Origin of the sequence: Paenibacillus sp. VCA1 (genome assembly GCF_031583795.1) — a bacterium.
Taxonomy (GTDB): Bacteria; Bacillota; Bacilli; order Paenibacillales; family Paenibacillaceae; genus Paenibacillus_AQ; species Paenibacillus_AQ albilobatus.
The window spans coordinates 227,515-251,344 of sequence record NZ_JAVLSX010000008.1 but is presented as its reverse complement, the minus strand read 5'-3'; the positions used below and the strand labels follow the sequence as shown (position 1 = coordinate 251,344).

At 53.7% G+C, this 23,830-nt stretch carries 16 protein-coding genes; 7 read left to right on the top strand and 9 right to left on the bottom strand.

Annotated features, from left to right (window positions below):
- The first annotated feature begins 368 nt into the window (after positions 1–368).
- On the top strand, positions 369–1,394 hold the full coding sequence (locus RJP21_RS19615) for a chitosanase (protein WP_310860811.1): 1,026 nt from the start codon (positions 369–371) through the stop codon (positions 1,392–1,394).
- An 84-nt stretch (positions 1,395–1,478) separates the two neighbouring features.
- Here RJP21_RS19615 and RJP21_RS19610 read toward each other — a convergent pair whose 3' ends face one another.
- The 4 genes from RJP21_RS19610 to RJP21_RS19595 all read right to left on the bottom strand — a co-directional run bounded on the left by RJP21_RS19610 (position 1,479) and on the right by RJP21_RS19595 (position 4,178).
- On the bottom strand, positions 1,479–2,615 hold the full coding sequence (locus RJP21_RS19610) for a glycoside hydrolase family 88 protein (protein WP_310860810.1): 1,137 nt from the start codon (positions 2,613–2,615) through the stop codon (positions 1,479–1,481).
- Positions 2,616–2,879: 264 nt separating this feature from the next.
- Positions 2,880–3,041 (bottom strand): hypothetical protein, encoded by a 162-nt coding sequence (locus RJP21_RS19605; protein ID WP_310860809.1) that lies wholly within the window; start codon positions 3,039–3,041, stop codon positions 2,880–2,882.
- Positions 3,017–3,511, bottom strand: a complete 495-nt coding sequence (locus RJP21_RS19600) for a CYTH domain-containing protein (protein ID WP_310860808.1) — start codon at positions 3,509–3,511, stop codon at positions 3,017–3,019. The genes RJP21_RS19605 and RJP21_RS19600 overlap by 25 nt, the downstream gene beginning before the upstream one ends.
- A 286-nt stretch (positions 3,512–3,797) precedes the next feature.
- Positions 3,798–4,178, bottom strand: a complete 381-nt coding sequence (locus tag RJP21_RS19595) for a hypothetical protein (RefSeq protein ID WP_160043528.1) — start codon at positions 4,176–4,178, stop codon at positions 3,798–3,800.
- Between the two features lie 348 nt (positions 4,179–4,526).
- Between RJP21_RS19595 and RJP21_RS19590 the strand changes: the two genes are divergently transcribed.
- The 6 genes from RJP21_RS19590 to RJP21_RS19565 all read left to right on the top strand — a co-directional run bounded on the left by RJP21_RS19590 (position 4,527) and on the right by RJP21_RS19565 (position 12,499).
- Complete coding sequence (locus RJP21_RS19590; protein WP_310860807.1) at positions 4,527–6,272, top strand: cache domain-containing sensor histidine kinase; 1,746 nt, start codon at positions 4,527–4,529, stop codon at positions 6,270–6,272.
- 2 nt (positions 6,273–6,274) lie between these two features.
- Complete coding sequence (locus RJP21_RS19585) at positions 6,275–7,828, top strand: response regulator (protein ID WP_310860806.1); 1,554 nt, start codon at positions 6,275–6,277, stop codon at positions 7,826–7,828.
- 253 nt (positions 7,829–8,081) lie between these two features.
- The gene (locus RJP21_RS19580; RefSeq protein ID WP_310860805.1) at positions 8,082–9,434 is read left to right on the top strand and encodes an ABC transporter substrate-binding protein; all 1,353 of its coding nucleotides are present in this window, start codon (positions 8,082–8,084) and stop codon (positions 9,432–9,434) included.
- Between the two features lie 216 nt (positions 9,435–9,650).
- The gene (locus tag RJP21_RS19575; RefSeq protein WP_310860804.1) at positions 9,651–10,550 is read left to right on the top strand and encodes a carbohydrate ABC transporter permease; all 900 of its coding nucleotides are present in this window, start codon (positions 9,651–9,653) and stop codon (positions 10,548–10,550) included.
- A 4-nt stretch (positions 10,551–10,554) separates the two neighbouring features.
- Positions 10,555–11,394, top strand: a complete 840-nt coding sequence (locus tag RJP21_RS19570) for a carbohydrate ABC transporter permease (RefSeq protein ID WP_310860803.1) — start codon at positions 10,555–10,557, stop codon at positions 11,392–11,394.
- Between the two features lie 79 nt (positions 11,395–11,473).
- Positions 11,474–12,499: a glycoside hydrolase family 88/105 protein gene (locus tag RJP21_RS19565; protein ID WP_310860880.1), complete on the top strand. Its 1,026-nt coding sequence runs from the start codon at positions 11,474–11,476 to the stop codon at positions 12,497–12,499.
- Positions 12,500–13,012: 513 nt separating this feature from the next.
- Here the strand turns inward: RJP21_RS19565 and minD are convergent.
- From minD to RJP21_RS19540, 5 genes are all read right to left on the bottom strand, one after another.
- Complete coding sequence (gene minD / locus RJP21_RS19560) at positions 13,013–13,819, bottom strand: septum site-determining protein MinD (protein ID WP_310860802.1); 807 nt, start codon at positions 13,817–13,819, stop codon at positions 13,013–13,015.
- A gap of 422 nt (positions 13,820–14,241) precedes the next feature.
- Positions 14,242–14,781, bottom strand: coding sequence for a GNAT family N-acetyltransferase (locus RJP21_RS19555; RefSeq protein WP_310860879.1), 540 nt, complete (start codon positions 14,779–14,781; stop codon positions 14,242–14,244).
- Positions 14,782–15,042: 261 nt separating this feature from the next.
- Positions 15,043–16,527, bottom strand: coding sequence for a methyl-accepting chemotaxis protein (locus tag RJP21_RS19550; RefSeq protein ID WP_310860801.1), 1,485 nt, complete (start codon positions 16,525–16,527; stop codon positions 15,043–15,045).
- Between the two features lie 61 nt (positions 16,528–16,588).
- On the bottom strand, positions 16,589–17,137 hold the full coding sequence (locus tag RJP21_RS19545) for a GNAT family N-acetyltransferase (protein WP_310860800.1): 549 nt from the start codon (positions 17,135–17,137) through the stop codon (positions 16,589–16,591).
- 268 nt (positions 17,138–17,405) lie between these two features.
- Positions 17,406–23,525 (bottom strand): phosphodiester glycosidase family protein, encoded by a 6,120-nt coding sequence (locus RJP21_RS19540; protein ID WP_310860799.1) that lies wholly within the window; start codon positions 23,523–23,525, stop codon positions 17,406–17,408.
- Between the last annotated feature and the right edge of the window lie 305 nt (positions 23,526–23,830).

The window sequence follows — 23,830 nt, the reverse complement described above, 5'->3', positions numbered from 1 at the left end:
GCGGTATCCTGTCGTGCGAAATCCCCGATTAGGATAAAATATCTACACAGAAATCCGCCAAATGAATAGTCGTTTGGACCCTTGTTCGACCGCCGCGATCTCAAGTATGCTCTTGCTGCATCCACGCGACACTGATCATGGCCCGCGGCTCCGGAGCCTCCAACGCAGCGGATCGGAAACGGAATGCCTTTTTACCCCAAAAGTTTAAGCGCTTAAACATTATGTGAAAACCGGAAGGGGGGATTTGTACCAAACATATATTTTTTACTGCGTTCGTTTTTTACCCATTTAAAGTTAAAGCGTTTTTACTTTTATCAAGAAAAATCGAATACCGTTTTTGCCATTCATCACTTTTGGAGGGATAATCCATGAACAATACCAACAGACAAGCCGCCGCAAGAAAAAAACTGACCGCGTTCCTGCTCAGCTTTACGCTGGTCGGCTCATTGACGGCCATGTCCGGTCCCGTGCCGACAAAGGTTTTTGCCGACGAACATGCAGCTGCCGCGGAGCAGCCCGATGTGACGGATTCCGCTAACGACCCCGGTGCCGAAGTGAACGCAAGTCCCGCCGGAGCCTCCGATGCGGACGTCCAAGCCTTCGCCGCTGCGGCGGGAAGCCATGACGCCAATTTTTCGCCGGAAACGCTGCAATTTCTGAAAGCCAACACCGGCCTTGACGGCGAGCAGTGGGACAACATCATGAAGCTCGTCAACAAACCGGAGCAGGACGACCTCAACTGGACGAAATATTACGGATATTGCGAGGATATCGGAGATGACCGCGGGTATACCATCGGCATTTTCGGCGCGACGACCGGGGGGCCGAACGACGAAGGGCCGGATGGCCCCGACCTTTTTAAAGAGTACGACCGCGCCAAGGGCGCAAGCAATCCAAGCGTCGAAGGCGCCCTGAAGCGCCTTGGCATCAACGGCAAGATGAAAAACGGCATCCTCGTCATTTCGGACAGCAAAAGCAAGTTCGTCAGTAAGATTAACAGCCTCCAGAATGACGCGGCCTGGCGGGAAGCGATGTGGCGCACCTTCTATAACGTGTATATCAAATACAGCGTCGAGCAGGCGAGAAAACGCGGTTTTACTTCGGCGCTGACGATCGGCTCTTTTGTTGACACCGCCTTGAATCAGGGAGCGACGGGCGATTCCGGCAGCCTGGAAGGCATCCTTTCCCGCTCGGGAAGCAGCAAGGACGAAAAGACGTTTATGACGAAATTTTACGCCGAACGGACCAAAATCGTCGACACCCACGATTACAACCAGCCGCCAAACGGGAAAAACCGCGTCAAACAATGGAGTACGCTTCTCAATATGGGCGAAACCGATTTGAAGGACGCCGATGCCGCGATCAAAAAAGTGACCGATTGGGAGCTGAAATAAAGCCGGAAACCGGAAAAAGCAGCGGGCATCGCAAGCGGTGCCCCTGCTTTCTCAGTTCAAGTCTTTATGAAGTTCGATCATGCCTTATTCGTACCAATACCCCTTAATGCCCTTCGACATCCGGACCAGCGCCTCGAGATAATAATAATCTCCCCAGATCATGTAGTCGTCCGGGCCGATACCGCCGCGCACATGGTAGGAGCCGTGCTGGAGCAATCCTTCCGCGTCAGGAATCCCGATCGTGGCGTAATTCTCCACAAGCGATGTCATCATCCGCTGCAAGGCTTCCTGCAGGCATGCGCGTTCCGGATCGTTTGCGTCCATCAGCTCGAGCAGCTCGAGCAAACCGCAAGCGACGATGGCCGAAGCGGAGCTGTCGCGGGACGTCCCCGGCTCGACCGGTGCGTCGAAATCCCAATAAGCGACGTCATCCTCCGGCAAATGCTCGATAAAATAGCGCGCCATCCGCTTGGACGTGTCCAGGAAACGCGCGTCCTTCGTATAACGGTAGGATAAAGCAAAACCGTAGATGCCCCATGCCTGCCCGCGCGTCCATGTCGAACCGTCCTGATAGCCTTGATGCGTGCCACCCCGGATGGCGTTGCCGTTTTCCTGGTCAAAATAAAACGTATGGTACGACGAGCCGTCGCCGCGAACGAGGAAACGCCGGCTGAGGAGCGCATGGCGGTAGGCGATATCGTAATATTTTTCATCGCCCGTCTGCCGATGGGCCCAATATAAAAGCGGCAGGTTCAGCAAGCAGTCGATAATGATCCGCCCGCCGTTCTCCGGATCGCCTTCGGGACCCCAAGCCTGAATGGCTCCGATCCGCGGCCGCCAGCGTTGAAGCAGCTTGTCCGCCGCCTGCAGCCCAAGCTCCCGGGCTTTCTCGTCTTTCAGCACGCGCCACTGGGCTACGGCGGAAAGGGAATACAGAAACCCGATGTCGTGGTGGTCGAGGCTAATATGCTTTTCCAAACGGTTGCGGTAATCGTCCAGCTGCGCCTCAGCCGCTTCGCGGAAAAAACCGTCCCCGCCGTATTCGTAGCAAAGCCACATCATCCCGGTATAAAATCCTTCGATCCAGTCTACGTTCGCGCCCCAGTCGTAACGCTTCTCCCCCATGGCGTCTTTGCCCGCAATATGCGGAAAAAGCCCCGTGTGAGAACTGATATTCCGTTTCAACTTGGCCGCCGCGTCTTCAATCGCCTTTTGCCACATCGCCCGTTTTTCTCCTTTTCAAGTTCGGTTTCATGATTCGAAGCAACCTTGACGGTTGCCGGTCCCATTCCCTCCTGAAAAAACCATGGCTATTCTTCTTGTCGTACGGGAAACGCCGCGAATGCGCTTACAAAAACTTTCGCGGAGGGGACAGCCGAAGCTGGTTCGGCCGCTTGTCCCAGGTGCGGTGCCTTTCACGTGCGATCGCGCGTAAGGCCACCCGTTCCGGTATTCCGTACGATTCTGCGCAAATCTTAAGATGGATCAAATAGCGCCGCTGTCATGGGCCGAATGATATTCCTTAATAAGATAATAGGCATCCGCCGCCAGGTTTGTCCATACCTTCTCATCATTCGGCACCGCCGTTTGCTTGTCCGCCTTTTCCCCGCCTTCGGTCGTTTTTAGCGGCTTTGAAGGTCGGCCCACACTTTTTTGTTGCTGTATTGTTTGTCGGAGCTGATTTCCCTGCCGAACCAAGCCGGCGGTTCAAAGTTTTCCGCCTCCGCGACGGAGGCGAATTCCGCTTCCAGCACCAGCAGGTCGATTTGCCGGTAATCGTCGATTTCGACCACGCGGTCACCCCAATAGGCCGTGGTGCGCTTTTTGATCAACGGGACCGCCCGATGTTTGGCAACCATCTGCTCGTACAGCCCTTCCGAAATGGCATACTCTACTTCCTCGCGGGCAATGCCGTGGCCTTTTTTGAACGTATGGGTGTATTCCTCCCGGCCGCTCGCCAGGTCGACGATTTTCCGAACCCTCAGCTCCTGGTCTTCATGAAGCGCCAAGTAGGTCTGTTCAATCAGCTGTTCTTTTTCGATCTTTAACACGTTTTCTTCGATGAGCGCCGCCGGAAACGCCGGCAGCAAAAATTTTCGTTCAATCTCCAGCGCCATGGATGGATTCCTCCCGTTTTCTCGCAATCTGAAACCAGTCACATTCATTATACGGGCGAACGCATGAAGGGACAATCGCGCGTCCGCCATCCCGGGCGGCGCGGTTGTTCCAGAGGAGCCCATCGGGCCGGTCGCCAACTTATTCGTACAGTTAAATCCCCTACAATGCGGTCCTGTAGCTTCGAAGCCGGTCCAAGTACTTTCTGGTGACCCGGAAGGTTTTGAATTCTGTGACTCACAAAAAAAGCGAAGCCCGGAAAAATCCGGCGCTTCGCCTCTTAAGCGTTTATGATTTTTTCCCCGACAAGCCCCAACGGTTCGACAGCTTGCCGCGAAACGGAATTTCACGGGTTTCCTTTCCCTTATCGCTTCGCAATTGCTTCATGCGGTCCGTCAATTCTTGAAACCACACTTCGTCCATCGTGGACAACGCAAGGTCAACCAGGCTTTCGAGATTATCCGGATCTTCCAGGGAATTCACCGGCAGCAGCTTCAGCCATGAACCGCGAACGGACACCGTTTTGCCGACCGCTTCTTCATGATCCGATTGAACGACGCGTACTCGAACGATTTCCCGCTGGGCGTCCGCCGTTTCAATGTATCCGTGAATAAACTCTCCGTCTACCGTCTTTCCTTGAACCCAATCGCCAATTTCGAATTTCATCATTCCACCGCCTCACTCTTCATCGTGTATACAAACTGTAATTGAATATATAACAAAATAAAATCGAAGATTACTGTAATAATACTAAACACAGTTAGGAATGTCAAATCTGCGGCTTGCGAAAAAAGATATCAAGCGCGATCGCTTCATGTCTTTATTATATTCATTCCAAGGTCTGTTGTTGTCGTTATTCATCTGCTTCAAAAAATAGAGGGCAGCGGCCTAAACCCGAGCTCCCGCAAGCCTTGAGCCGCCAGTCCTGCGATCCGCAAGGCGCATCCTATTATTGACAGCGTTTACATCCCGGTGACATAATGTGTACTAAATTCCACATCATAGGGAGAAGATCGCGTGCAGAAATGGCTTGTCTCATTCAAGCATATGAAGATCAAAAACAAACTTTCCCTGCTGATCGCCTTTATCGTGGCGATGACGTTCGCATTCGCGATCCTCGTCCAGCAATATGCCTTTTCGGTGTATGACGAGCAGTTATACCAAAAATCCTCGCAGGTGCTGCATTTGTCGTCTTCCGCAATCGAAAAAGAGCTGGAGCGGATCGAGCAGCTTTCCTTCAGCATCGTTACCGACACCCAAGTCCAGTCCCTGCTCCGTTCCATCGCAACAAGCGATTCCGACTACGACCGCCTCATCCTGCGCAAGCGGCTGGTCGACCGGCTGCTCAATTACGTCGGCTCCGAACCGTCTCTTTATTCCATCCATGTCGTGGACGCTTACGGAGTTCAGCAGGATCTCGGCAGCGTTATCCCGATCACCCCGGACAAACAGGCAGCCATCTTGCGGATTGCCGCGGAAGCCAATGGCGAAGCCCGATGGACGTATCCGGACGCTTCCGATCCGGCCCTCATCCTGTCGCGGGACGTCCGTTCCTATTCCGGGACGCTGTTTGACCTGAAGGAAATCGGCACGGTTTTTCTGCGGATCAACATGGACCGGATCGTCCATGAGATGGCTGCCGAGGAAGGGGATCTTATCATGACCGCGGGCACCGATCCGATTTATCCCTCCGAACCTCACTTCGATCCAGCCGCCGTTCAGGACTCCCTGTTATCCGGGAGCGGATACTTCACCAAAGAAATCGGAAACCAAACCTATTTCATCGCCTACAATCGCTCGGCGGAGACGGGCTGGACCTACTTGAACGTGACGCCGTTCAACCGGATTTTCAAGCAAATCGTTTTTATTAAAGAGCTTGTCGTCATCGTCTTTATTCTCATTTTTGCCGTGGCGATTTTGTGGGGAATCCGCTTCTCCCGCGGCTTGACCCGCCCGATCGAAAACCTGATCGCCCGCATGAAGCTGGCCGAAAAAGGCAATTTCGCCGAAGCGAACGTGCTTGCCACCGACCAGGAGCCGCCGGCCATGGATGAGCTCGGACTACTGCACCGGACCTTCCGCCTGATGGTCGAGCGGATCAACGCGCTGATCACGGAAAACTATGCCAGCCGGCTGCTGATCAAGGAAACCGAATTCAAGGCGCTGCAGGCCCAAATCAATCCGCATTTTTTGTATAACACGCTGGAATCCATCAACTGGATGGCGAAGATCAACAAACAAACCCGCATTTCGCAAATGGTTCAGGCGCTGGCCTTTTTGCTCCGCAATGCCGTCAGCTTGAAGGAACCGGTCCTGTCGCTTGCGGAGGAGCTGGAAATGGTTCGGAATTACGTGACGATCCAAAAATTCCGGTTCGAGGACAGGCTGTCTTTCCGGCTTGACGTCGAGGACAAGGAGCTTTTGCGCAAAATCCCTAAGCTGACGCTGCAGCCGCTGCTCGAAAACGCGGTCCACTATGCGCTGGAGCCTTCGGTCGATACGTGCACGATCGCTATTTACAGCCGTTATGAAAAGGACGCTTTCTGTCTGATCGTCGAGGACGACGGTCCGGGCATGGCTCCGGATACGCTGCAATTGCTGCAAAAAGGCGAGCTTGTGGCGGCAGGAAACGGAATCGGCCTGTTGAATATTGACGAGCGGATCCGGTTTGCCTTCGGGGAGCCTTACGGCGTGGAAATCGACAGCTCCCCCGGCCAAGGAACGCGCGTCATCATCAAGTTGCCAAAAGAATTGGAGGGCTAACGATGTATAAAGTTCTTCTTGTTGACGACGAAAGAATCATTTTGGACGGCATATCCCAAATGGTCGATTGGCCCGCATTCCGGACGAAGCTGATCGGAACCGCGCAAAACGGGATCCAGGCTTACGAAAAAATCGCCGAGGCGGCCCCGGATATCGTCGTCAGCGACATTCGGATGCCGGGCCTGGACGGGCTGGAGCTTGTCGCCAAAACCCATGCCTCCCACCCCGCCGTCAAATTCGTGCTGCTGTCAGGCTACGGGGAATTCGAATACGCGAACCGCGCCATGCAGTACGGCGTCAAACATTATTTGCTCAAACCGACCGACGAGGTCAAAATCGCCGAAGCGCTCAAGGAAGTGACCGAGGAGCTGGACCTGCAGCGCGGCAGGGAAACGTTCATCCGCGATATGAAGCACCGTTTCGAGAAATTCATTCCCCATGTCAAGGAACAGGTGCTGAAAGAATTCGTCACGAACAAAACCTACGGAACACGAGACCTGGAAGAATACCGAGGACTTTTCCCCTATCCTTTCGATCATCCGATCCGGCTTCTGCTTTTCCGGCTTGAGGGCAAAACGGATTCCGAGCACCCATTTGCCGCCAAAAACATTGCCGAAGACTTGCTGCAGACGACGCTGCTGAGCACAACGATCGGCGACCATGTGCTGATCCTGATTGCCGACCCGAAGGACCAAGAGCTTTTTCATCAGCGCCTTCAGGAGATCCGGCATACCTTCAACCTTTACTATAAGATGGGCATGACCATTGCCGTCAGCGATTCCGGCCCCATGGTGCAAGCCCGGAAGCTGTACCGCGAAACGCTGAAGTGCCTGGATTACCGGTTCTATCTGGACGAAAGCGGCATCATTACGAAACAAGACGCCCCCCTTGCTTGCGGAGAAACAGGCGAATTTTTCTTTGACGAAGAACGTCTCATCCTTCCGGCCCGTTCCGGCCGCATCGAGGAGGCTGCGCAGGCCTTGTCCGAGCTCATCGCCGAAATGAAACGCGCCCAGCTCAGCATCGACATGGCCAAGTCCTGCGCCATTCAGCAATACGCCTCGCTGATCCGGGTGGCTGATCCGGAACGGTTGAACGAAGCGTATAAACGCATTCCCGAAATCGCCGAGATGGAATCGCTGCAGGCGATCCATTCCTTTCTCGATGAATCCGTCAAAGAGGTCGCGCGCCGCAACGGCGAACGAAACGCAGGCAAATATAACACGATCGTCAGGAAGGTGGTCGACATCGTGGAAGAGCAGCTTGGGAACTCCGACCTGTCCCTCAACATGGTCGCCCATGAAATGCTGTACATGAACGCCGATTATCTCGGCAAGCTGTTCAAAAAAGAAACCGGGGAAAAGTTCTCCAACTACGTGATGCGCATCCGAATCCAGCGGGCAACGGAACTGATGTCCGCCGATCCGGATGTCAAAATATTCGAAATGGCCGAAAGGCTCGGCTTCGGCGACAATCCCCAATATTTCAGCCAAGTGTTCAAAAAACAGGTGGGCTGTACGCCGTCGGAGTATATCCGCAAAGCTTTTTCGCTTTAGGACGCGCCAAACGGATGATCCAAGGAGCGACCGGTTGCGCTCTAAGTTGTACATACAACCCATCGGCTGCATTTCGATTTCATAAGCTCTCGTTCCCGCCCAAGAAACCAGGGAACCCCCGCCATGCCACAACTCTGCTTTTTAAACAAACAGGTCGGTTTTTTTCCTTACCCCGCCGGCGGCAAATAACGATAATGAACTTGTAAGCACAATCAGTCCAAAGAAACGGTTCGACATAAGGGGAGGAAAAACGATGAGAAAAACGTTGACTGCCTTACTGCTGTTTTCCTTTATGGGCAGCCTCATCGGTTGTTCGGGAGGAACGGCGGATAAGCCCGGCGAAACGGCGGGGACGCCGAATTCGGGAACCCAAGCGGCCGCCGGGGAAAAAGCAGACGAGAAAAAAGATCCGGTCAAGCTCCGCATCGCCTGGTGGGGCGGCCAATCCAGACACGACTACACGCTAAAAGTCATCAAAATGTACGAAGAAAAAAATCCGAACGTCACGATCGAAGCGGAATACGCGCCTTTCGACGACTACTGGAAAAAGCTCGCCCCGCAAGCGGTGGCCGGAGGGCTGCCCGACATCATCCAGATGGACATTTCGTATTTGAGCCAGTATGCCGGTCGCAACCAATTGGCGGATTTGAAGCCTTTTATGGACAGCGGCGTGCTGGACGTCAAGGACGTGAGCGAAAATGCGCTGAAAGGCGGGGAAGTGGGCGGCAAGCTGGTGGCGATGAATCTCGGCGTCAATGCACTGCAAACGACGTTCGACGTGGAGACGATGAAGAAAAACGGCATCGATATCCCTTCGAAAGACTGGACCTGGGACGACATGGACAAGTTGGGCGCCCAGGCCAAGGCCAAAGGACTTCAAATCGGTGGATTCGCATACCATCATGAGGTGTTCTTCCCTTATTACCTGAGAACCATCGGCCAAAAAATGTACAGCGAGGACGGCAAGACGCTTGGTTACGCCGACGACAAGCCGTTTATCGATTACTTCACCCGCTACCAAAAGTGGTACGACAACGGCTATATTTTGTCCCTGGATAAGGAAGCCCAGAAAAAAGGCGTCGCCGAAGAGGACGAAATTCTGCTCGGCCACTCCGTATCCGGCACCGGCTGGTCCAACCAGTTCCTGGCCGTCGCCAACCTGGTGAAGGACCGTCCGCTCGAGCTGAATCCGATGCCGGGTCCGGGAACGAAAGAAGGCCTGTTCCTGAAGCCTTCCATGTACTTCGCCGTTTCGGAATCGTCCAAGCAAAAAGAAGAGGCGGCGAAATTCATCAGCTTCTTCATCAACGATCTCGAGGCGAACCAGCTGATCAAAGGCGAACGCGGCGTTCCGGTCTCCTCCAAGGTCAAAGAGGCGCTGAAGCCGAATTTGACGGAAAACGAAGCGAAAATTTTCGATTACGTAACGTGGGCCGAATCGAACAGCAGCCCGATGGATCCGCCGAACCCGATCGGCTCGGTCGAAATCGAAAAGCTGCTGCGCGATTTGAGCGAAAAAATCCTGTTCAAAAAAATCGCCATCGATCAAGCGGCCGCCGAGTTTCGCAAAGAGGCGAACGCCATTTTGGCCCGAAGCCAGAAGTAACGCAGCGTCCAAAAAAAGAGTGCCGAAAACCGGCGGCGGTTTTTCGGCCTCTTTTTATGTGCGGATATAGGTCGATCCGGCTTCTCCATACCTCTGCTTTTTGAACAAACTGCCCGGTTTTATCCATTACCCCCGCCCGTCCCCGTTTCTATAATCGAAGTATACAAGGATTTTCGCATGCAAAGTCCTGAACTTGTGAGCCTAGGAGTTGACGTTATGAGAAAGCTGCGGGATAACGAGCACATTACCGGTTATGTTTTCACCGCCCCGTTCGTGCTTGGCTTTTTGATCTTTACGCTGTATCCGGTTTTGTCTTCGCTGTATTACTCCTTCACGGATTATAACCTGATGGAGGCGCCGAGATGGCTCGGCTTCGATAACTACAAACGGATGTTTATGGACGACGAAAAAGTCGCCAAATCGTTTCAAGTCACGTTTACGTACGTGCTCGGGAGCGTGCCGCTGCGCCTTATTTTCGCCTTGCTGGTGGCAATGGTGCTGAACACGGCAACCCGCGCCGTCGGATTGTACCGTTCCGCTTTTTACTTGCCCTCCCTCATCGGCGGCAGCGTGGCGGTGTCGATCATGTGGCAGCAAATTTTCGGGGACAAAGGTCTGATCAACTCCTTCCTGACACTGATCGGCATCCCGTCCTCCACCTCGTGGATCGGCAATCCGAGCACCGCGTTGTGGACTTTGATCGCCTTATCCACCTGGCAGTTCGGCTCGTCGATGATCATCTTTTTGGCAGGGCTGAAAAACATCCCGAAAGACTATTACGAAGCGGCCAGCGTCGACGGGGCGAACGCGGTTCGCCGCTTTTTCAACATCACGCTGCCGATGCTGAGCCCGATCATTCTGTTTAACCTGACGCTGCAGACGATCTCCGCGTTCATGACGTTTACGCCGGCGTACATCATTTCCCGCGGTGAAGGCGGTCCGCTCGATCAAACGCTGCTGTATTCGCTTTATTTGTACCGCAAGGCGTTTTCCCATTTCGAGATGGGTTACGCTTCGGCCTTGGCCTGGATCATGCTGATCATCGTCGGCGTGCTGACCATGCTGATCTTCAAATCTTCAACCCGCTGGGTCCACTACGAAACGAAGGGAGATTAAAGCCATGGCCATATCGAAACCGAAACGTATCCTCTATCACGTGCTGGTCACGGTGTTCGCCCTGTTGATGATCTACCCGATCCTATGGCTGGTCGCCAGCTCCCTGAAGCCAAACGACGAAATTTTTACGACTTCCTACAGCCTGATCCCGAGCCGACTTGAGTTTTCCAACTATGCATCCGGCTTCAAAGGTTTCGGCGGCACGACGTTTGCGACCTTTTTCAAAAATTCCTTTATCATCGTCATCCTTTCCACCATCGGCGCAGTGGCTTCTTCGGCTCTCGTCGCCTTCGGGCTCGCCAGGACGAAGTTTTTCGGGCAAAAGTTCTGGTTCGCCTGCATGATGGCCACCATGATGCTGCCGCATGACGTCGTCATCGTGCCGCAATATGTCATGTTCGCCAAGTTCGGCTGGCTGTCTTCGTTCAAACCGCTGATCATCCCGCATTTTTTCGGGACGCCGTTTTTCATCTTCCTGATCATGCAGTTTATCCGGACGATTCCGAAGGAGCTCGACGAAGCCGCCAAAATCGACGGCTGCAGCAAATACGGCGTCTTCTACCGGGTGGTCCTCCCGCTGATCGGGCCGGCGCTCATTACGAGTTCGATCTTCTCTTTTTACTGGCGCTGGGACGATTTCATCAACCCGCTCATTTATTTGAACAGCCCGGAAAAATACCCGGTGTCCTTGGCGCTCAAGCTTTTCCTGGACGGCGAGTCCCTGAACAACTGGGGCGGCATGTTCGCCATGGCGACGCTGTCGCTGCTGCCGGTCGTCATCGTCTTCTTTATTTTTCAAAAATATATCGTTGAGGGCATCAGCACTACCGGGCTGAAAGGCTGATCCAACCAGGGGGCGCCGAATGGAAAAACAAATGGATTCTGCAAGCGACAAAACCAACCTTGAAAGGGGCATGAACGATATGCCGGCACTCGTATTTGACGAAAAACAAATTCTTGACACGATCGACCGCGTGGTGGACCGCACGTTCCGGATGGATTTCGGCTGGGACTGGCCGGGGGGCGTCGCCTTTTACGGCGTCTGCGAAGCGTACAAAGCAACGGGAAAAATCGAATACCTGGAGCCGCTAAAAGCCTGGGTCGACGAAAATATGGAAGACGGCCTGCCCAAACTTTCGGTGAACGGCGTCTCCATCGGGCATTCGCTGCTTACGCTGTACGAGGTGTATAACGATGAAAGGTACATAAAAACGGCGCAGGAGATGGCCGAATATTTGACGCATGAAGCCGTCCGCTTCGGAGACGGGATTTTTCAGCACACCGTCAACTCGGAAACGTACAATTTCCCGGAACAGGCATGGGTCGATACGATGTTTATGGCCGGTTATTTCCTGCTCCGGATCGGGGCGGCGCTGCAGCGCGACGATTATTTCGAGGACGGCCTGAGGCAGTATCACGGCCATGAAAACGTGCTGCAGGACCCGGCCACGAATCTGTATTACCACGGCTGGGACAACATCGCGGGCAGCCACATGTCCGGCATCTTCTGGGCGCGGGGCAACGCCTGGGCGGCTCTAACGATGGCCCGGGCGCTGGAGCTGGTGCCGGTCACGCATCCGTCCTTTATGATCATCGAAGGTTCGCTGCGCGACCAGCTCAGCAGCCTCGTCCGGCTGCAGGACGATTCCGGGCTGTGGCACACGATCGTGGGCGACCCGGATTCCCCGCTCGAAACGTCCGGCTCCGCCGGCATTGCGACCGCGATTTTGACCAAAGGCCGGATCTACAACAAATACACGCAAAAATCGATCGACGGCATCCTCTCCAAAATCACGGACGACGGCACCGTCACCGGCGTTTCCGCCGGCACGGCCGTCATGAAAGACGCTGCGGGCTACAAAGGCGTGCCCGACAAACGGATTCAAGGCTGGGGACAGGGGCTGGCGTTGGCGTTTTTGTCGGAGCTGCTGAAGAATAATCCGTATTGATAAGGTCACCACTCGCTTGTTCGATCCGGATCGCGTCTTGCCTCACCGATGTCCCTTTAAACAAGTAAAGGGTACCCCGGAGAGGCAAGTATCTTTTTTAAAGATCCACGCGCACACATAGGTGCGACATCAGTCAAAACGTTATTAGGCGAATATACATTCTTTCAATCCACGCACCCACGTAGGGTGCGACAACGCCAACAGATACGCCTTTCCCCGCATTTTTCTTTCAATCCACGCACCCACATAGGGTGCGACTCCGATTTTTCAAGTAAAGAACCTGAAAAGTCGTTCATAACCACTCATGTATCCATTTAAAATTGTATTTATTTACATAAATGTATAAATAACAAAATATTTTTGGTGCGAACCCCATTGGAAAATCTTGTTCACTATACATTCGCACCCAATCATTTCTTTCATCATTTCAGCTTTAATATTCGACAAGAATCTTCCATAACCTGCTTAAGGGCACATCACCATTTTTAAAGGCAGGTTCTTCCCCTCTTCCAATCAAACCGAATTGCTCTGCCCCCACCGCAGTCCTTTGGAAAAGGAAAAGAGACGCTTGCGTTTCTTTTGCGGCTTATCGGAGAATATCGTTTCCTGCTCGTTTGTTACGAGATTTTGTGCAATCTGGCGGAAACGGCGTCCGCTTTCCTGCTCGGGGTCAAGCGCGATCGGAATTCCTCGGGCTACGGAACGTATGATATCCACGTCCATCCGTATAACTCCGATGAGACCGATATTGAGAATATTTACGATATTTTCAAGGTTTAAGTCCCGCTCGGCCGGATCATCCGACATATTAACGATAAGCTGCGGAGGGGAATCAATCAGGTCACCAAGCAAACCGATGACACGATCGGCGTCCTGAAGCGCCGTCCGGTTGGGCGTCGTGACGATGATCGCTTCGTCGGCGGCGTAAGAGGCATTGCGGAATCCGTTTTCGATCCCTGCAGGAGAATCAATCAGTACATAATCATAGTTTTGGGCGATGTAATGGACCACATCCCGAAACAACCCCGGATCTTCGTGATGATCGGCGCTCGCGGTGCAGGAGACAAACGAGAGGTTCGATAGGCGTTTATCCGGGATGATCACTTGATGCAAACCGCATCGCCCCGCCATAAAATCCGAAATATCATAGTTCAATCGGCTGCTTAACCCGAGCGGAATGTCCAAGTTGCGCAGGCCGTAATCCGCATCGATCACACAGACCTTTTGTCCCAAGCAAGCAAGCGCCGTCCCCAAGTTGGCCGTAACCGTCGTTTTGCCTGCCCCACCCTTGCCTGAAGTAACACAAATCACTCTTGCCATGAAGCAACACTTCCTTCTAGACCAAAATACGTGCTGTATCGTCTACAACCAACGTCCTAGGACGTACGGCTGTAACCCATTCACTTTATCACAAGGAAATATACAAAAACTCTACAAAGGCATGCTGTTTTTTTACAATTTTATTAGCTTTTATAGCATTACTACAAAGAAAAGGGAGAAATCGAAATAGCTGCGTTTTGCGTAAATTGCTCAAGATGTCGAGAATTTTCTCGACAACCTTAATCACTCGTATAGCTGTTTTTCTTAATGATCCTGCGTTTCCGACAAAGATATATGAGCAAATAGAAAAAGCGTGTTTTGAAAAAAAGCTTGATCAAAACACGCTCTTTATATTTTCAATTGACTCATTCTTTTATAAAAAATTCGATCATCTCTATAATATTACGCTCCACCATCGCGGTTTAATCATTCGGGTTAATAATGGCTAAAACCTGATGATCCTCCCATTTCCCATTGATCTTTACGTTTTTTACCGCTAGGCCTTCTTTATGAAATCCCGCTTTTTCCAACACTCGAATCGAGCCGAGGTTATGGGGCATTACACCAGCTTCTATACGATGTAAATTTAAATTGGTGAATGCAAATTCGACGATCCATTTAACAGCCTCGGTCGCATACCCTTTTCCATTATTCTCTTTGTCTATAAAGTATCCAATGAACGCACTTTGAAGAGAGCCTCGTATAACCTGAAACAGACTAATTGTGCCTATCAATTTTTTATCGGCCGTCGTAAAGATTCCAAAGTTATATTCTTGATCGTTTTTAAAATTGTTATCATACTCTTCAATCAACTCTCGTTGACCTTCGACCGTATAATAATTATCTTGTCGGGTCATCGAGTACATTTCAAAAAAATGACGGTTTTCCGTTTGTAACTTTAATCTTGCGTCTACATCTTCTTGTGTGAACGGTCTTATAAAAATCTTTTCGCCTGTGAACATAAAATCTTCCAAGTGCTATCACTCCCTGTTAGACCCTTTATATTGCCGTATACATCTCATTCTACTACAAGTGAATAACCTTTTATTAACATTCCGGTACTTTATAGGCGAGATATCGACGATAAGGCTTATGAGGGGAAACTCGGTGAAACGGGCTGCCGGATTCGGAAGGGAGTCTGCCCCTCCGATTCGGAAGCCCTTTTGTCAAGGAAGCTGTAGAATGCCTTTCCTAATAATAAAATCTGGCGTCATCGCCTTAAACTAATATTTGGAGACTAACTGCTTCATGTCAGATATCAACTGATCCAGCTTGGCAAAGTCTTTGACCATCTCGCCGATTTGCGAGTCCTGGCTGAGCATGCTTCCGTGCATTTCTTCGACCGAAGCCATATTTTGTTGGGTTGCCGCCGCGATTTGGGCCATATTATCCGTCACTTCCAACTGCCGCTTGTGCAGATGTTCCGCGGAACGGACGACGGAATGGGCATGTTCCGTTACTTTTTCCATGTTTTTATGGATGCTGCCGATGAATTGCTTCACTTCCTGCGACACGTCGCTGCTGGTCGCTACGGCGGCTTGGCCGTCTACAACCTGCTCATGGACGGCGCTGATGCGGTCTCGGATGCCGGAAAGAATGCTTTCGATCTCGCCTGCTGCTTTGCGCGAACTGTCCGCCAGCTTCCGAACCTCCCCGGACACGACCGCAAATCCTTGGCCATGTTCCCCGGCACGGGCCGCTTCGATCGCGGCATTCAGCGCAAGCAGGTTCGTCTGCTCGGCAAGCTCTTGGATGACCATGACGATGGAGCCGACACGTTCGTTTTCCTCGTTCAGCAGCTTCATCATGTGAACCGTATGGTCCATCATCCGGTGTACGTTTTCAACCTCGCCGGACAATATGCCGATCTGCTCGCTGCTCCGTTCCGTAAGCTTGGCGTTATCCGCCGCATACTCCCGCAGCCGGCCGGTTCCCTCCAGCAGCTGCCCGACGGCCTCGTTCATCAGCTGGGACGTGTCATTAATGTTCATGATATGATCCGTCTGCTTCTCGATCGACGCCGACATTTCCGAAAAGCTCAGCGTCACCTCTCTGGAAATATCCCCGGTCGCACGCACGCCCTCCTGCTGATTGCCGCTGAATTCATTCAAAACCAACACTGAAGCCTTCAACTGATCAAGCAAGCCGTCTACCGCAAGTTTCGCCTCCAGCGTTTCCTGTTGTTTTGCCGTCACTTGGCGCTGCAGGCGCTGACTGAACCCCGCCGAAAAAGCCAACGCCGCCGTCGCGAACCCAAGGTAAAGATACAAGTAAACAAGCGACTCGCCCGGAAACAACTGGTTCCGAAAATCGGGCGTCAGAAACAAATACGTGGTAACCCCCGCTTCAAGCACTCCCGTAAAAACGATCGGCTTATAATCGGCATACAGCGTCATAACGGCCAAATTCACGTAAACCAGAAAATACGTGCTAATAATGGGATGGGGGTCCGACACGATGAGCAGCAATACGATCAAGGTGAAAATACATGCAACGAAATACTTGATATAAGATACCAACAAACGCCGGTAAGTCATGACCGTTGCGGCACCGCAAGTGACCAGGCCGACGCCGGCCAGCAGCAAAACCATGTTCATGCCAAGGCCAATCGCCAAATCCGTAACCACGCCGAGGGCCAACATAGCCCATAATATTTTGATAAACAATCGGTTACGCTTGTCCAGTTCGGTAAGAGCTCCGTTTTTCATTATTCTTGCCCCTTTAATCTGAGTATGTAAATTGTTTTTCGGCTGCTTTTACTGCCAACCGTCAAATCCTCGGTCCTGCTTGGGCAACGCTCCGCAGCCATGGGTAACGTTCTTTGCTGGTATACACCTCCTCGGCATCCACGATTGTCGGAATGACGTAGTCTCCTTTATAAAAAATGCGATTCGACACCTTCTCCACCGGCACCTGAAACGTGATCCGCAGTGCGCGCAAAAGCACCGGCTCCAGCAGCGTGACATAATACTTCAGTTTGTTGCTCTCGGCGAATTCCACCAGGGCGGACAGTAAATCCGATATAAAATGACCGCGGTAGGTGGAAAGCAGCGCCATTTTGTCAATCTCCGCAACGGCGCCCGCAGCGCTTATGATTTTGGGATGATGATCAAAGGCTGCCGCCTCGTTGATCGGGCTGTCATTGCCGTATGGTTTGATTTCGGCCGTGCCGACATAATGCCCTTCATCCGTTACGACCACATATCTTTCCAAAGCCTGTTCGGAAAACTCAAGTTCGAATCCTTTTTCCAGCCACACGGTTGTCCAAATACCGTTAAACATAGCCAGCTCCAGTTCATTCTCCACCCGTTTAAACATGGTCTCCACTCCTCTTTTAGGCAAGATGCATTGTCTATTTGTATGTTTTCTGAAAGAATGCGTACTACATCATTTATCGGAAACATTTGGAAAGGTTGTTAGATTCGTACGCTTGGTCATGCGCTGAAAATTTTCCCGGGCTCCAATTCCATATTAAAGGTGAGTAAGCTTGGCTCAATCATACGGAAAATGGTTCCCTCAGTGACTGGCAGGAGCGTTTCACATGAAAAAACGGCAGAACCCGAATCGGGTCCTGCCGCCTTTTATTTTATGGATTGACTGGCGTCAACTTGCCCAGCAAATTGTAGATGATTTGCGCGCTTTCCGCTCGGGTCGCCGCCCCTGTTGGATTAAAGCGCTGCGGCGATTGCCCTTGCATCAGTCCCGAAGCGTAAACCGACTGCACCGCTTCCTGTACCCAAGCCGGCGAAGAGGCGACGTCGTTAAACGCGGCCTTGCCGGCGGAACCGCCGGATGCGGAAGCTCCACCCGCCAGCTTATACGCGCGGGCGATCATGGCCGCCGCTTCCTGGCGTTTGATCAAAGCGTTCGGCGCGAAGCTGTTCTCGCTTACGCCCTGCACGATCCCGGCTTGCACCGCCGCCGATACGGCCTCCGCGTACCATTGATCCGCGGCCACGTCGGCAAACGGCGTCGTACCGCTGCCCTTCAGGTGCAGCAAGCGTACGAGCATGGCTGCCATTTCGGCGCGGGTCACCGGCTGGTTCGGCGCAAACCGGCCGGCGTCGATCCCTTCGATCAGATGTTTCGCAGCCAGCTCTTGGATGACCTCCGCCGCCCAATGATTCGCCGTATCCGCAAAGCTTTTGCGGTATTCCAACACGGCATAGGCAAGATCAAGACTGGATATTCCGGATGTCAGTTTGCCGCTTGCCAACGCCCCTCCGAAATAGTTCAGCTTGCCCGAGCTTGTCAGGCCATAAATGCCGGAAAGCTTCGGATTCACGCCCGATGAAACCGGCAGCGTCAACGTGATCGGCTGCTTCAAATCGGTCAGCGAATAGATTTTGCCGTCCTTCGCGGTAATGCTCAGGCTAAACTTCAGCATATCGCTGCCCGCGCGGAGCGAAGCGCCTGATTCATGCTCGCCTGCCGCGATGTACTGCGCGAGTTCGCTGCCGGACATCCGGTTCACGTTGAATTTGATTTGGCTTCCTTGCCGCTGTCCCTCGGGGATCAACTCGCTTAAAGCTTGAAGTACGGATGCCGGAAGCGTCAGCGAGACGTTGCCCGCCTCAATGCGTACAGGTTTATTTTGCAGCAGCGCACCCGCGCTGCCGGGGAGAATCAGTTCCTCGAAAGGCTGGTCCGTCGAGAAGGAAACGTCGCCTTTGGCGACAAGCGCGGACAGCTCGCTTTCCGACACGCTCCACTTCCCTGTATTTTTCGGAGGCGTTACCGGATCCGGCTTACCGCCGTCTCCGTTATGGCCGCTACCATCGTTGCCATTACTGCCGCCGGAGTTTCCTCCCCCATTGCCGTCGCCTCCGCCAGGTTTCCCTGAAGCCTGGACGTTCAGTACATACTCTGCATGGAATGCCTCATAGGTTGCCGAAATGACGGTCGTTCCTTCCGACAATCCCGTCACCATGCCCCGTTCATTGACGGATGCGACATCCTTGCGGCTGCTGTCATAAGAGACGCCGTCCAGCAGCGGAATGCGTGTACCGTCCTGATAGACCGCTTCCGTCACGGTCTGATCGGTCTCGCCGACTTTCAGGTTGTCTTTTCCTTGTAAACGGATGGATTCGATCACGCCTTCCGGTACCCGACCGACGGTAATCGTCGTATCTCCGTATACGTTCGGGTCGGCCGTGCTTGTCGCCCTGACGACCGCCGTTCCCAAAGCCTTGGCCGTAACGAGCCCCTCGGCGGAGACGCTCACCACCTCTTGATCCGCAGGATCGGCGCTGTACACGGACCAGGTGACGCTTTTATCCGTCGCTTGCTCCGGTTTTACCTGCGCGGTAAGCCGGCGCGTTTCGCCGACGGCGAGTTTTACGTCCTGCTCCTTGATTTCGATGCTTACCGGAGCGATCGCCGTTTTGGACAGCGTGAATTGGTCGACGATCCGTCCGCCTACCGTTTTCGTCACGAACTTGAGCTGCTCCCCGTCGACTTCGACCGAAGCGTACATTTGCGTCGCTTCATCGTCCGTGATCCGCTGCCAATCCCGCTTCGTCAGCGAATAAAACTTCGGCCCCGTCGAGCCGGCAACGACGTACGTCGTGCCTTGGCCGTCTTCGACGATTTTATTGTCCAGCATCGGGTAGGTCCGCAAATAAATATGATCATGGCCGTTCAGCACGAGATCGACCCCGTGTTTTTCAAGCACCGGCGCCCACAGCCGCCGGATTTCGGCCGTATCGTAAATGCTGCCGTACGGGCCGCGGTGGAAAATGGCGATTTTCCACGGCTTTGTCGTCGCCGCCAAATCCTTTTCCAGCCATTGCTGCTGCTCTTCGTATTGGTATTCGCTGTTCAGGACGACAAAATGAATGTTTTTGTAATCAAAAGAGAATTGGCTTCCCTTCAAGCTGTCCAGCCCGTTCCCCGGCTGATTGAAGTGGGCAAGGAAATCGTTGTTTTCCTTCGTGCCCATCACCTCATGGTTGCCGATCGCCCCGACGAGCGTCGTGTTCAGGAACGCTTCCTGCGCTTCGCCGAACCACCATTTCCATTCCTGCTCGTTGAAGCCTTTGTCGACCATATCCCCGACATGCACCATAAATTCGGCGTCAGGCGTATTTTCAAGCGCTTTTTTCACCGTGTTGCCCCACAGCTGGAACCCCTTCTGATCACCTGCCTGAGAATCGGCAAAATACAGAAAACTCGTATGATCCCCGGAAGCTTCGGCGGTTTTGAAGGTCCCTTGCGGGCTGTAATGGCCTTGGCCGTCCCCTACGCGATAAACGTAAACGGTGCCCGGTTCCAGGCCGTCGACGGTCGCCTTGTGCACCCGCACGGTACCCAGATCCACCGTTTGGTACAAATAGCTTGTGCCATCCGCCTTTTTCACGTTCGCCTGATCAAATCCGTTGAACTCCGACTGCTTTGCGAATTCGACGACGCTCGGCTCCGTTCCCGGATGGGTGTGCCAAGTAAATCCTCTCGAAGCGGTCGGGTCGGCGCCCATGCTGACGTTGATGTTATACGGCGTCTCCGTGCCGGAAAGCGGGGAAACCTTAAATTCCGCCACCGGGCTGTACATGCCGCCTTTGGCCGCCTGCACTTTGTACGTCTTCACGGTGGACGTCAGCGCCTTCGTTTTCAGCTGCCCCTGCGCGTCCGTCGTTCCGACCGGATTGCCGTCGGCCGAAATTTGCGCTCCTTCTACGGGTGCGCCGGATTCCTCTTTAACCTGGAACGCCGTCTCGTATCCTTGAATGTTTCCGTCCTCGTTCCAGGACAGGGACAGTCCGCTCTTGATATCGGAGGACAGCGGCAAACCAAAGAACGTATAGCTTACGCCTCCCGTGCTGACGAACGAAACGGTGCCGGACACGAACCGGATCGTATTTTGGCCCGTCGCGTCCTTTTTCACGTCGTATTGGATTTGTCCAATGAGATCCTGATCGGTTAGCGACGATTCGTTAAGCCTGTCCATCGTCATAACGACTGTTCCAGCAGTAGTGTCGATATCCGCCTGCGCTTGGGAGGCATTCAGCTTTTTCCCCGGGGCGAACCTTAGGTTTTCCACTTTGGATGGATCAAACGCAAGCTTGATTTGCCCGCTTTTCAAGTCCGAAGCTTTAACGCCTTTGATATCGACCGAATACGAATTTCCGGCATAAACGACCTTGGGCGTATCATACGCAATTTTGGAAGAGCCGGTATCCACGTTGAACGTCCACGCCTCGGTCGTCCGGTTGCCGGACAAATCCTTGACCGACACCTGCGCTTGATGAACCCCGTCTGCAAGCGGCGTGGCCGGCGTATAATATATTCGCCCTTCCGGTGGATACAGCGTGTGCTGCACCCGGACCCCGTCCACGTCAAAACGGATCGAATCGGGGTCGATCAAGGTCGTGCCCGGATGCTGCGCCGGATCGTATCCGGCATCTTCGGCGTACACCTTAATGACCGGCTGGTTCGCATGAACCGTTTCTCCCTCGGCCGGAGAGAAGTTTTTAAGCACCGGTGGGTCCAGGTCGTCTTCGGCCGGGCCGTACAGCGCCCGGATTTGATCCACGTAGATGACGCCGGCGTCTTTTTTCGCACCCGACGTTTCCATGTACCGCACAGGCATGTCCATCGTCAGCGGCAGCGTTCTGCCCTTAGGCACATCGGCTTCGACGTACTTCCAGCCAACCCAGTCGACGCCGATGCCTTCCTTCGTCAAATCCAGCGCAATCGTCCCTTTGCTGTCGCGCAGCTGCGCACGCAGCCAATGGCCCTTGCCGTCCCCGTATACCCACATGCTGATTTTCTCCGGATAACCCGGAATCGCGATCGGGGCACTTTTGGTTTGCAAATACGCGCCCGACGTGCCCGGCATGCCGGTAAAATCGTACTCCAGCTTCAGCGAGCCCTTGCCGAACCGCACCAGGTCCTCGTTCGTTTCGATGCTGACCTTGGACGTTTTGTACTGGGCTCCGGCCGATGGCTGGTAGGCGTCCAATCCGTTTTCAAAATCTTCCAGGATGACCGGCGGCAATCCGATGTTCACGTCCACCGATGCCTCAACCCCTTTGTAGCCGACAAAAATTTTGCCGCTTTGTTCCGTTTGGCCGGTCGCCGTAAACACGCCGTTGGCGTCGATCGATCCGATCGGCCCTTCCACGCGCCATTCGAGCTGGCCGTTATCCGCCTGAATGACCTGCCCGTTCCGCAGCGCCGTCACTTTGAGCTTTTCCGACTTGCCCGGCGCGAAGCTTTTTACCGCATCCCCAAAAGAAAGCTCCGTCAGCGTATCCACCACCTCGACTTTCGCTTCTCCGCTGAGCGCGCCCGATGTTGCGGAAACGTCCGCCATGCCGGCTCCCGAACCGGCCGTAAATACGCCTTGATCGTCGATCGTGCCGATCTGCGGATCCACGCTCCACTGCAGCGTCCCGCTAAAGGCTGCCGGATGCAGATTCGCATCCACCGCCGCCGCTATGAAGGACACCGACGAGCCGGCGAGCACGCGCTGCAGCTGCGGCTGAACGGCCAGCTTGTCCGCCGAACCTTCTGGCGCTTTGTTCACCAGCAATATCCCGTTTGCCGTTTTGCGCTCCCCGCCGTCCGAAGGCGAATTAAGCAGTTTCCTCTGGGTGTCTCCCGGCATCCGGGCAATAAAGGTAGACGATCCGCCGCCGTCCAGGTTCAGGGCGTTCACGACGCCCATGTCCTTCATAATCTGCGCCAGCTCGGACAGCGTGACGCCTTCGCTGAATCCCGGCTGACGGCCGTCGATTTCGAGCAGCACAACCGAGCCGTCCGCTTTTGTTCCGATGGCCGTACGGGGATGCGCGGCCGGATCCGTATTCGGCTGGACCTGCCCGTCCTTGACGAGCAGCGCCGAACCGCCGATCGCCATCGTGACGTCGCTCCACTCGCCGCCGAGCTGCAGGCTGACGTTTGCCTCATCTCCGACTTGAAGGCCCGAGAGCATGTCGCGCTTCGTACCCGAAGCAGACAACACGACCTTGCCGTCCCCGATTGGCGTATTCCCTTTGTTCTTATGGATGCTCTCCACTTTCAGCTGCAGCGTCTGCCCGCTTTTCGCCTCGCCCTTCACGACGTCCAAAACGACTTCGTCCCCCAAATCATTCGTCATCGTGGTGGTTGAAAAATCCGGCGTATACAACACCAGGTCCTGGTTCCCGCGGGTTCGGTTTATCGAGCTGAGCTCGCCTGTCTTCCCGCTGATCGTGAGCGACTTGGCCAGGCTGGGACTCGGTCCGTACAGCGTCGTGCCGTCCGCCTTCAAGCCGAATGCATACCAGTCGTCCGGAGGGCTGACGAGCATTTTGCCGCCGCCCATGAACATGCCGAGCGGAACCCCGTTCGACATATCGTAAAAATCGCCGTTGATCCCCGCGATCACCCGGTTCCCCGGTTGATCCGCGTCGCTCGCCATTTTGCTGACGCCCTGCATGCCGTACACTTTGCCGTCCGTCAGGCCCGGTTCCAGCGTTAACGCCGCATTTTTCGGATCAAACTCGACCATATGGAGTTTTTCCAGCCCCCGGTCCAGCTTCATGTCCCTCCACGTATACACCGCGCCCGGTCCGATCTCGGCCCGTCTCTCGTCAACGACCGTACCGAACGCCGCCGCGCCCGCGTTTCCCGCCAGCGCCTGCTGGGCCGGCATGAACGCCGACAGCAGCAGCGCGCCGCTCAGCAGCGAAGACCATATCTTTTTCGTCCTTTTCCTGACCATTCTATCATTCCTCCTATTCTTCCTCTTCCGCCAGAATTCGGGTGTTGCATAGAACCACATCAGAAAAAAAGTATACCGCCTGGATGTTAACCTTCCTCCCCTACCTTTGTTAAAATCTCGTAAAATTAAATTTTGAAATTTTTTTATATATGTTTGTTATCACTATAAAATTTAATTTCAGAGAATTTAAGGATCTTTTTTCCTAGGGAAAAGGGGCTATGGCATGAACAGGAAACGCCGGATGGAGCCGGAATTCGACAAGGACGGTCGGCCGCTGCCGGAACCAATCCATCATTTGACAGACT

Excerpts from the sequence above, each read along its gene's own strand:
- RJP21_RS19615 (WP_310860811.1), top strand. The coding sequence starts at position 369 with ATGAACAATACCAACAGACAAGCCGCCGCAAGAAAAAAACTGACCGCG.
- RJP21_RS19610 (WP_310860810.1), bottom strand. The coding sequence starts at position 2,615 with ATGTGGCAAAAGGCGATTGAAGACGCGGCGGCCAAGTTGAAACGGAAT.
- RJP21_RS19600 (WP_310860808.1), bottom strand. The coding sequence starts at position 3,511 with ATGGCGCTGGAGATTGAACGAAAATTTTTGCTGCCGGCGTTTCCGGCG.
- RJP21_RS19595 (WP_160043528.1), bottom strand. The coding sequence starts at position 4,178 with ATGATGAAATTCGAAATTGGCGATTGGGTTCAAGGAAAGACGGTAGAC.
- RJP21_RS19585 (WP_310860806.1), top strand. The coding sequence starts at position 6,275 with ATGTATAAAGTTCTTCTTGTTGACGACGAAAGAATCATTTTGGACGGC.
- RJP21_RS19580 (WP_310860805.1), top strand. The coding sequence starts at position 8,082 with ATGAGAAAAACGTTGACTGCCTTACTGCTGTTTTCCTTTATGGGCAGC.
- RJP21_RS19575 (WP_310860804.1), top strand. The coding sequence starts at position 9,651 with ATGAGAAAGCTGCGGGATAACGAGCACATTACCGGTTATGTTTTCACC.
- RJP21_RS19570 (WP_310860803.1), top strand. The coding sequence starts at position 10,555 with ATGGCCATATCGAAACCGAAACGTATCCTCTATCACGTGCTGGTCACG.
- RJP21_RS19565 (WP_310860880.1), top strand. The coding sequence starts at position 11,474 with ATGCCGGCACTCGTATTTGACGAAAAACAAATTCTTGACACGATCGAC.
- minD (WP_310860802.1), bottom strand. The coding sequence starts at position 13,819 with ATGGCAAGAGTGATTTGTGTTACTTCAGGCAAGGGTGGGGCAGGCAAA.
- RJP21_RS19555 (WP_310860879.1), bottom strand. The coding sequence starts at position 14,781 with ATGTTCACAGGCGAAAAGATTTTTATAAGACCGTTCACACAAGAAGAT.
- RJP21_RS19550 (WP_310860801.1), bottom strand. The coding sequence starts at position 16,527 with ATGAAAAACGGAGCTCTTACCGAACTGGACAAGCGTAACCGATTGTTT.
- RJP21_RS19545 (WP_310860800.1), bottom strand. The coding sequence starts at position 17,137 with ATGTTTAAACGGGTGGAGAATGAACTGGAGCTGGCTATGTTTAACGGT.
- RJP21_RS19540 (WP_310860799.1), bottom strand. The coding sequence starts at position 23,525 with ATGGTCAGGAAAAGGACGAAAAAGATATGGTCTTCGCTGCTGAGCGGC.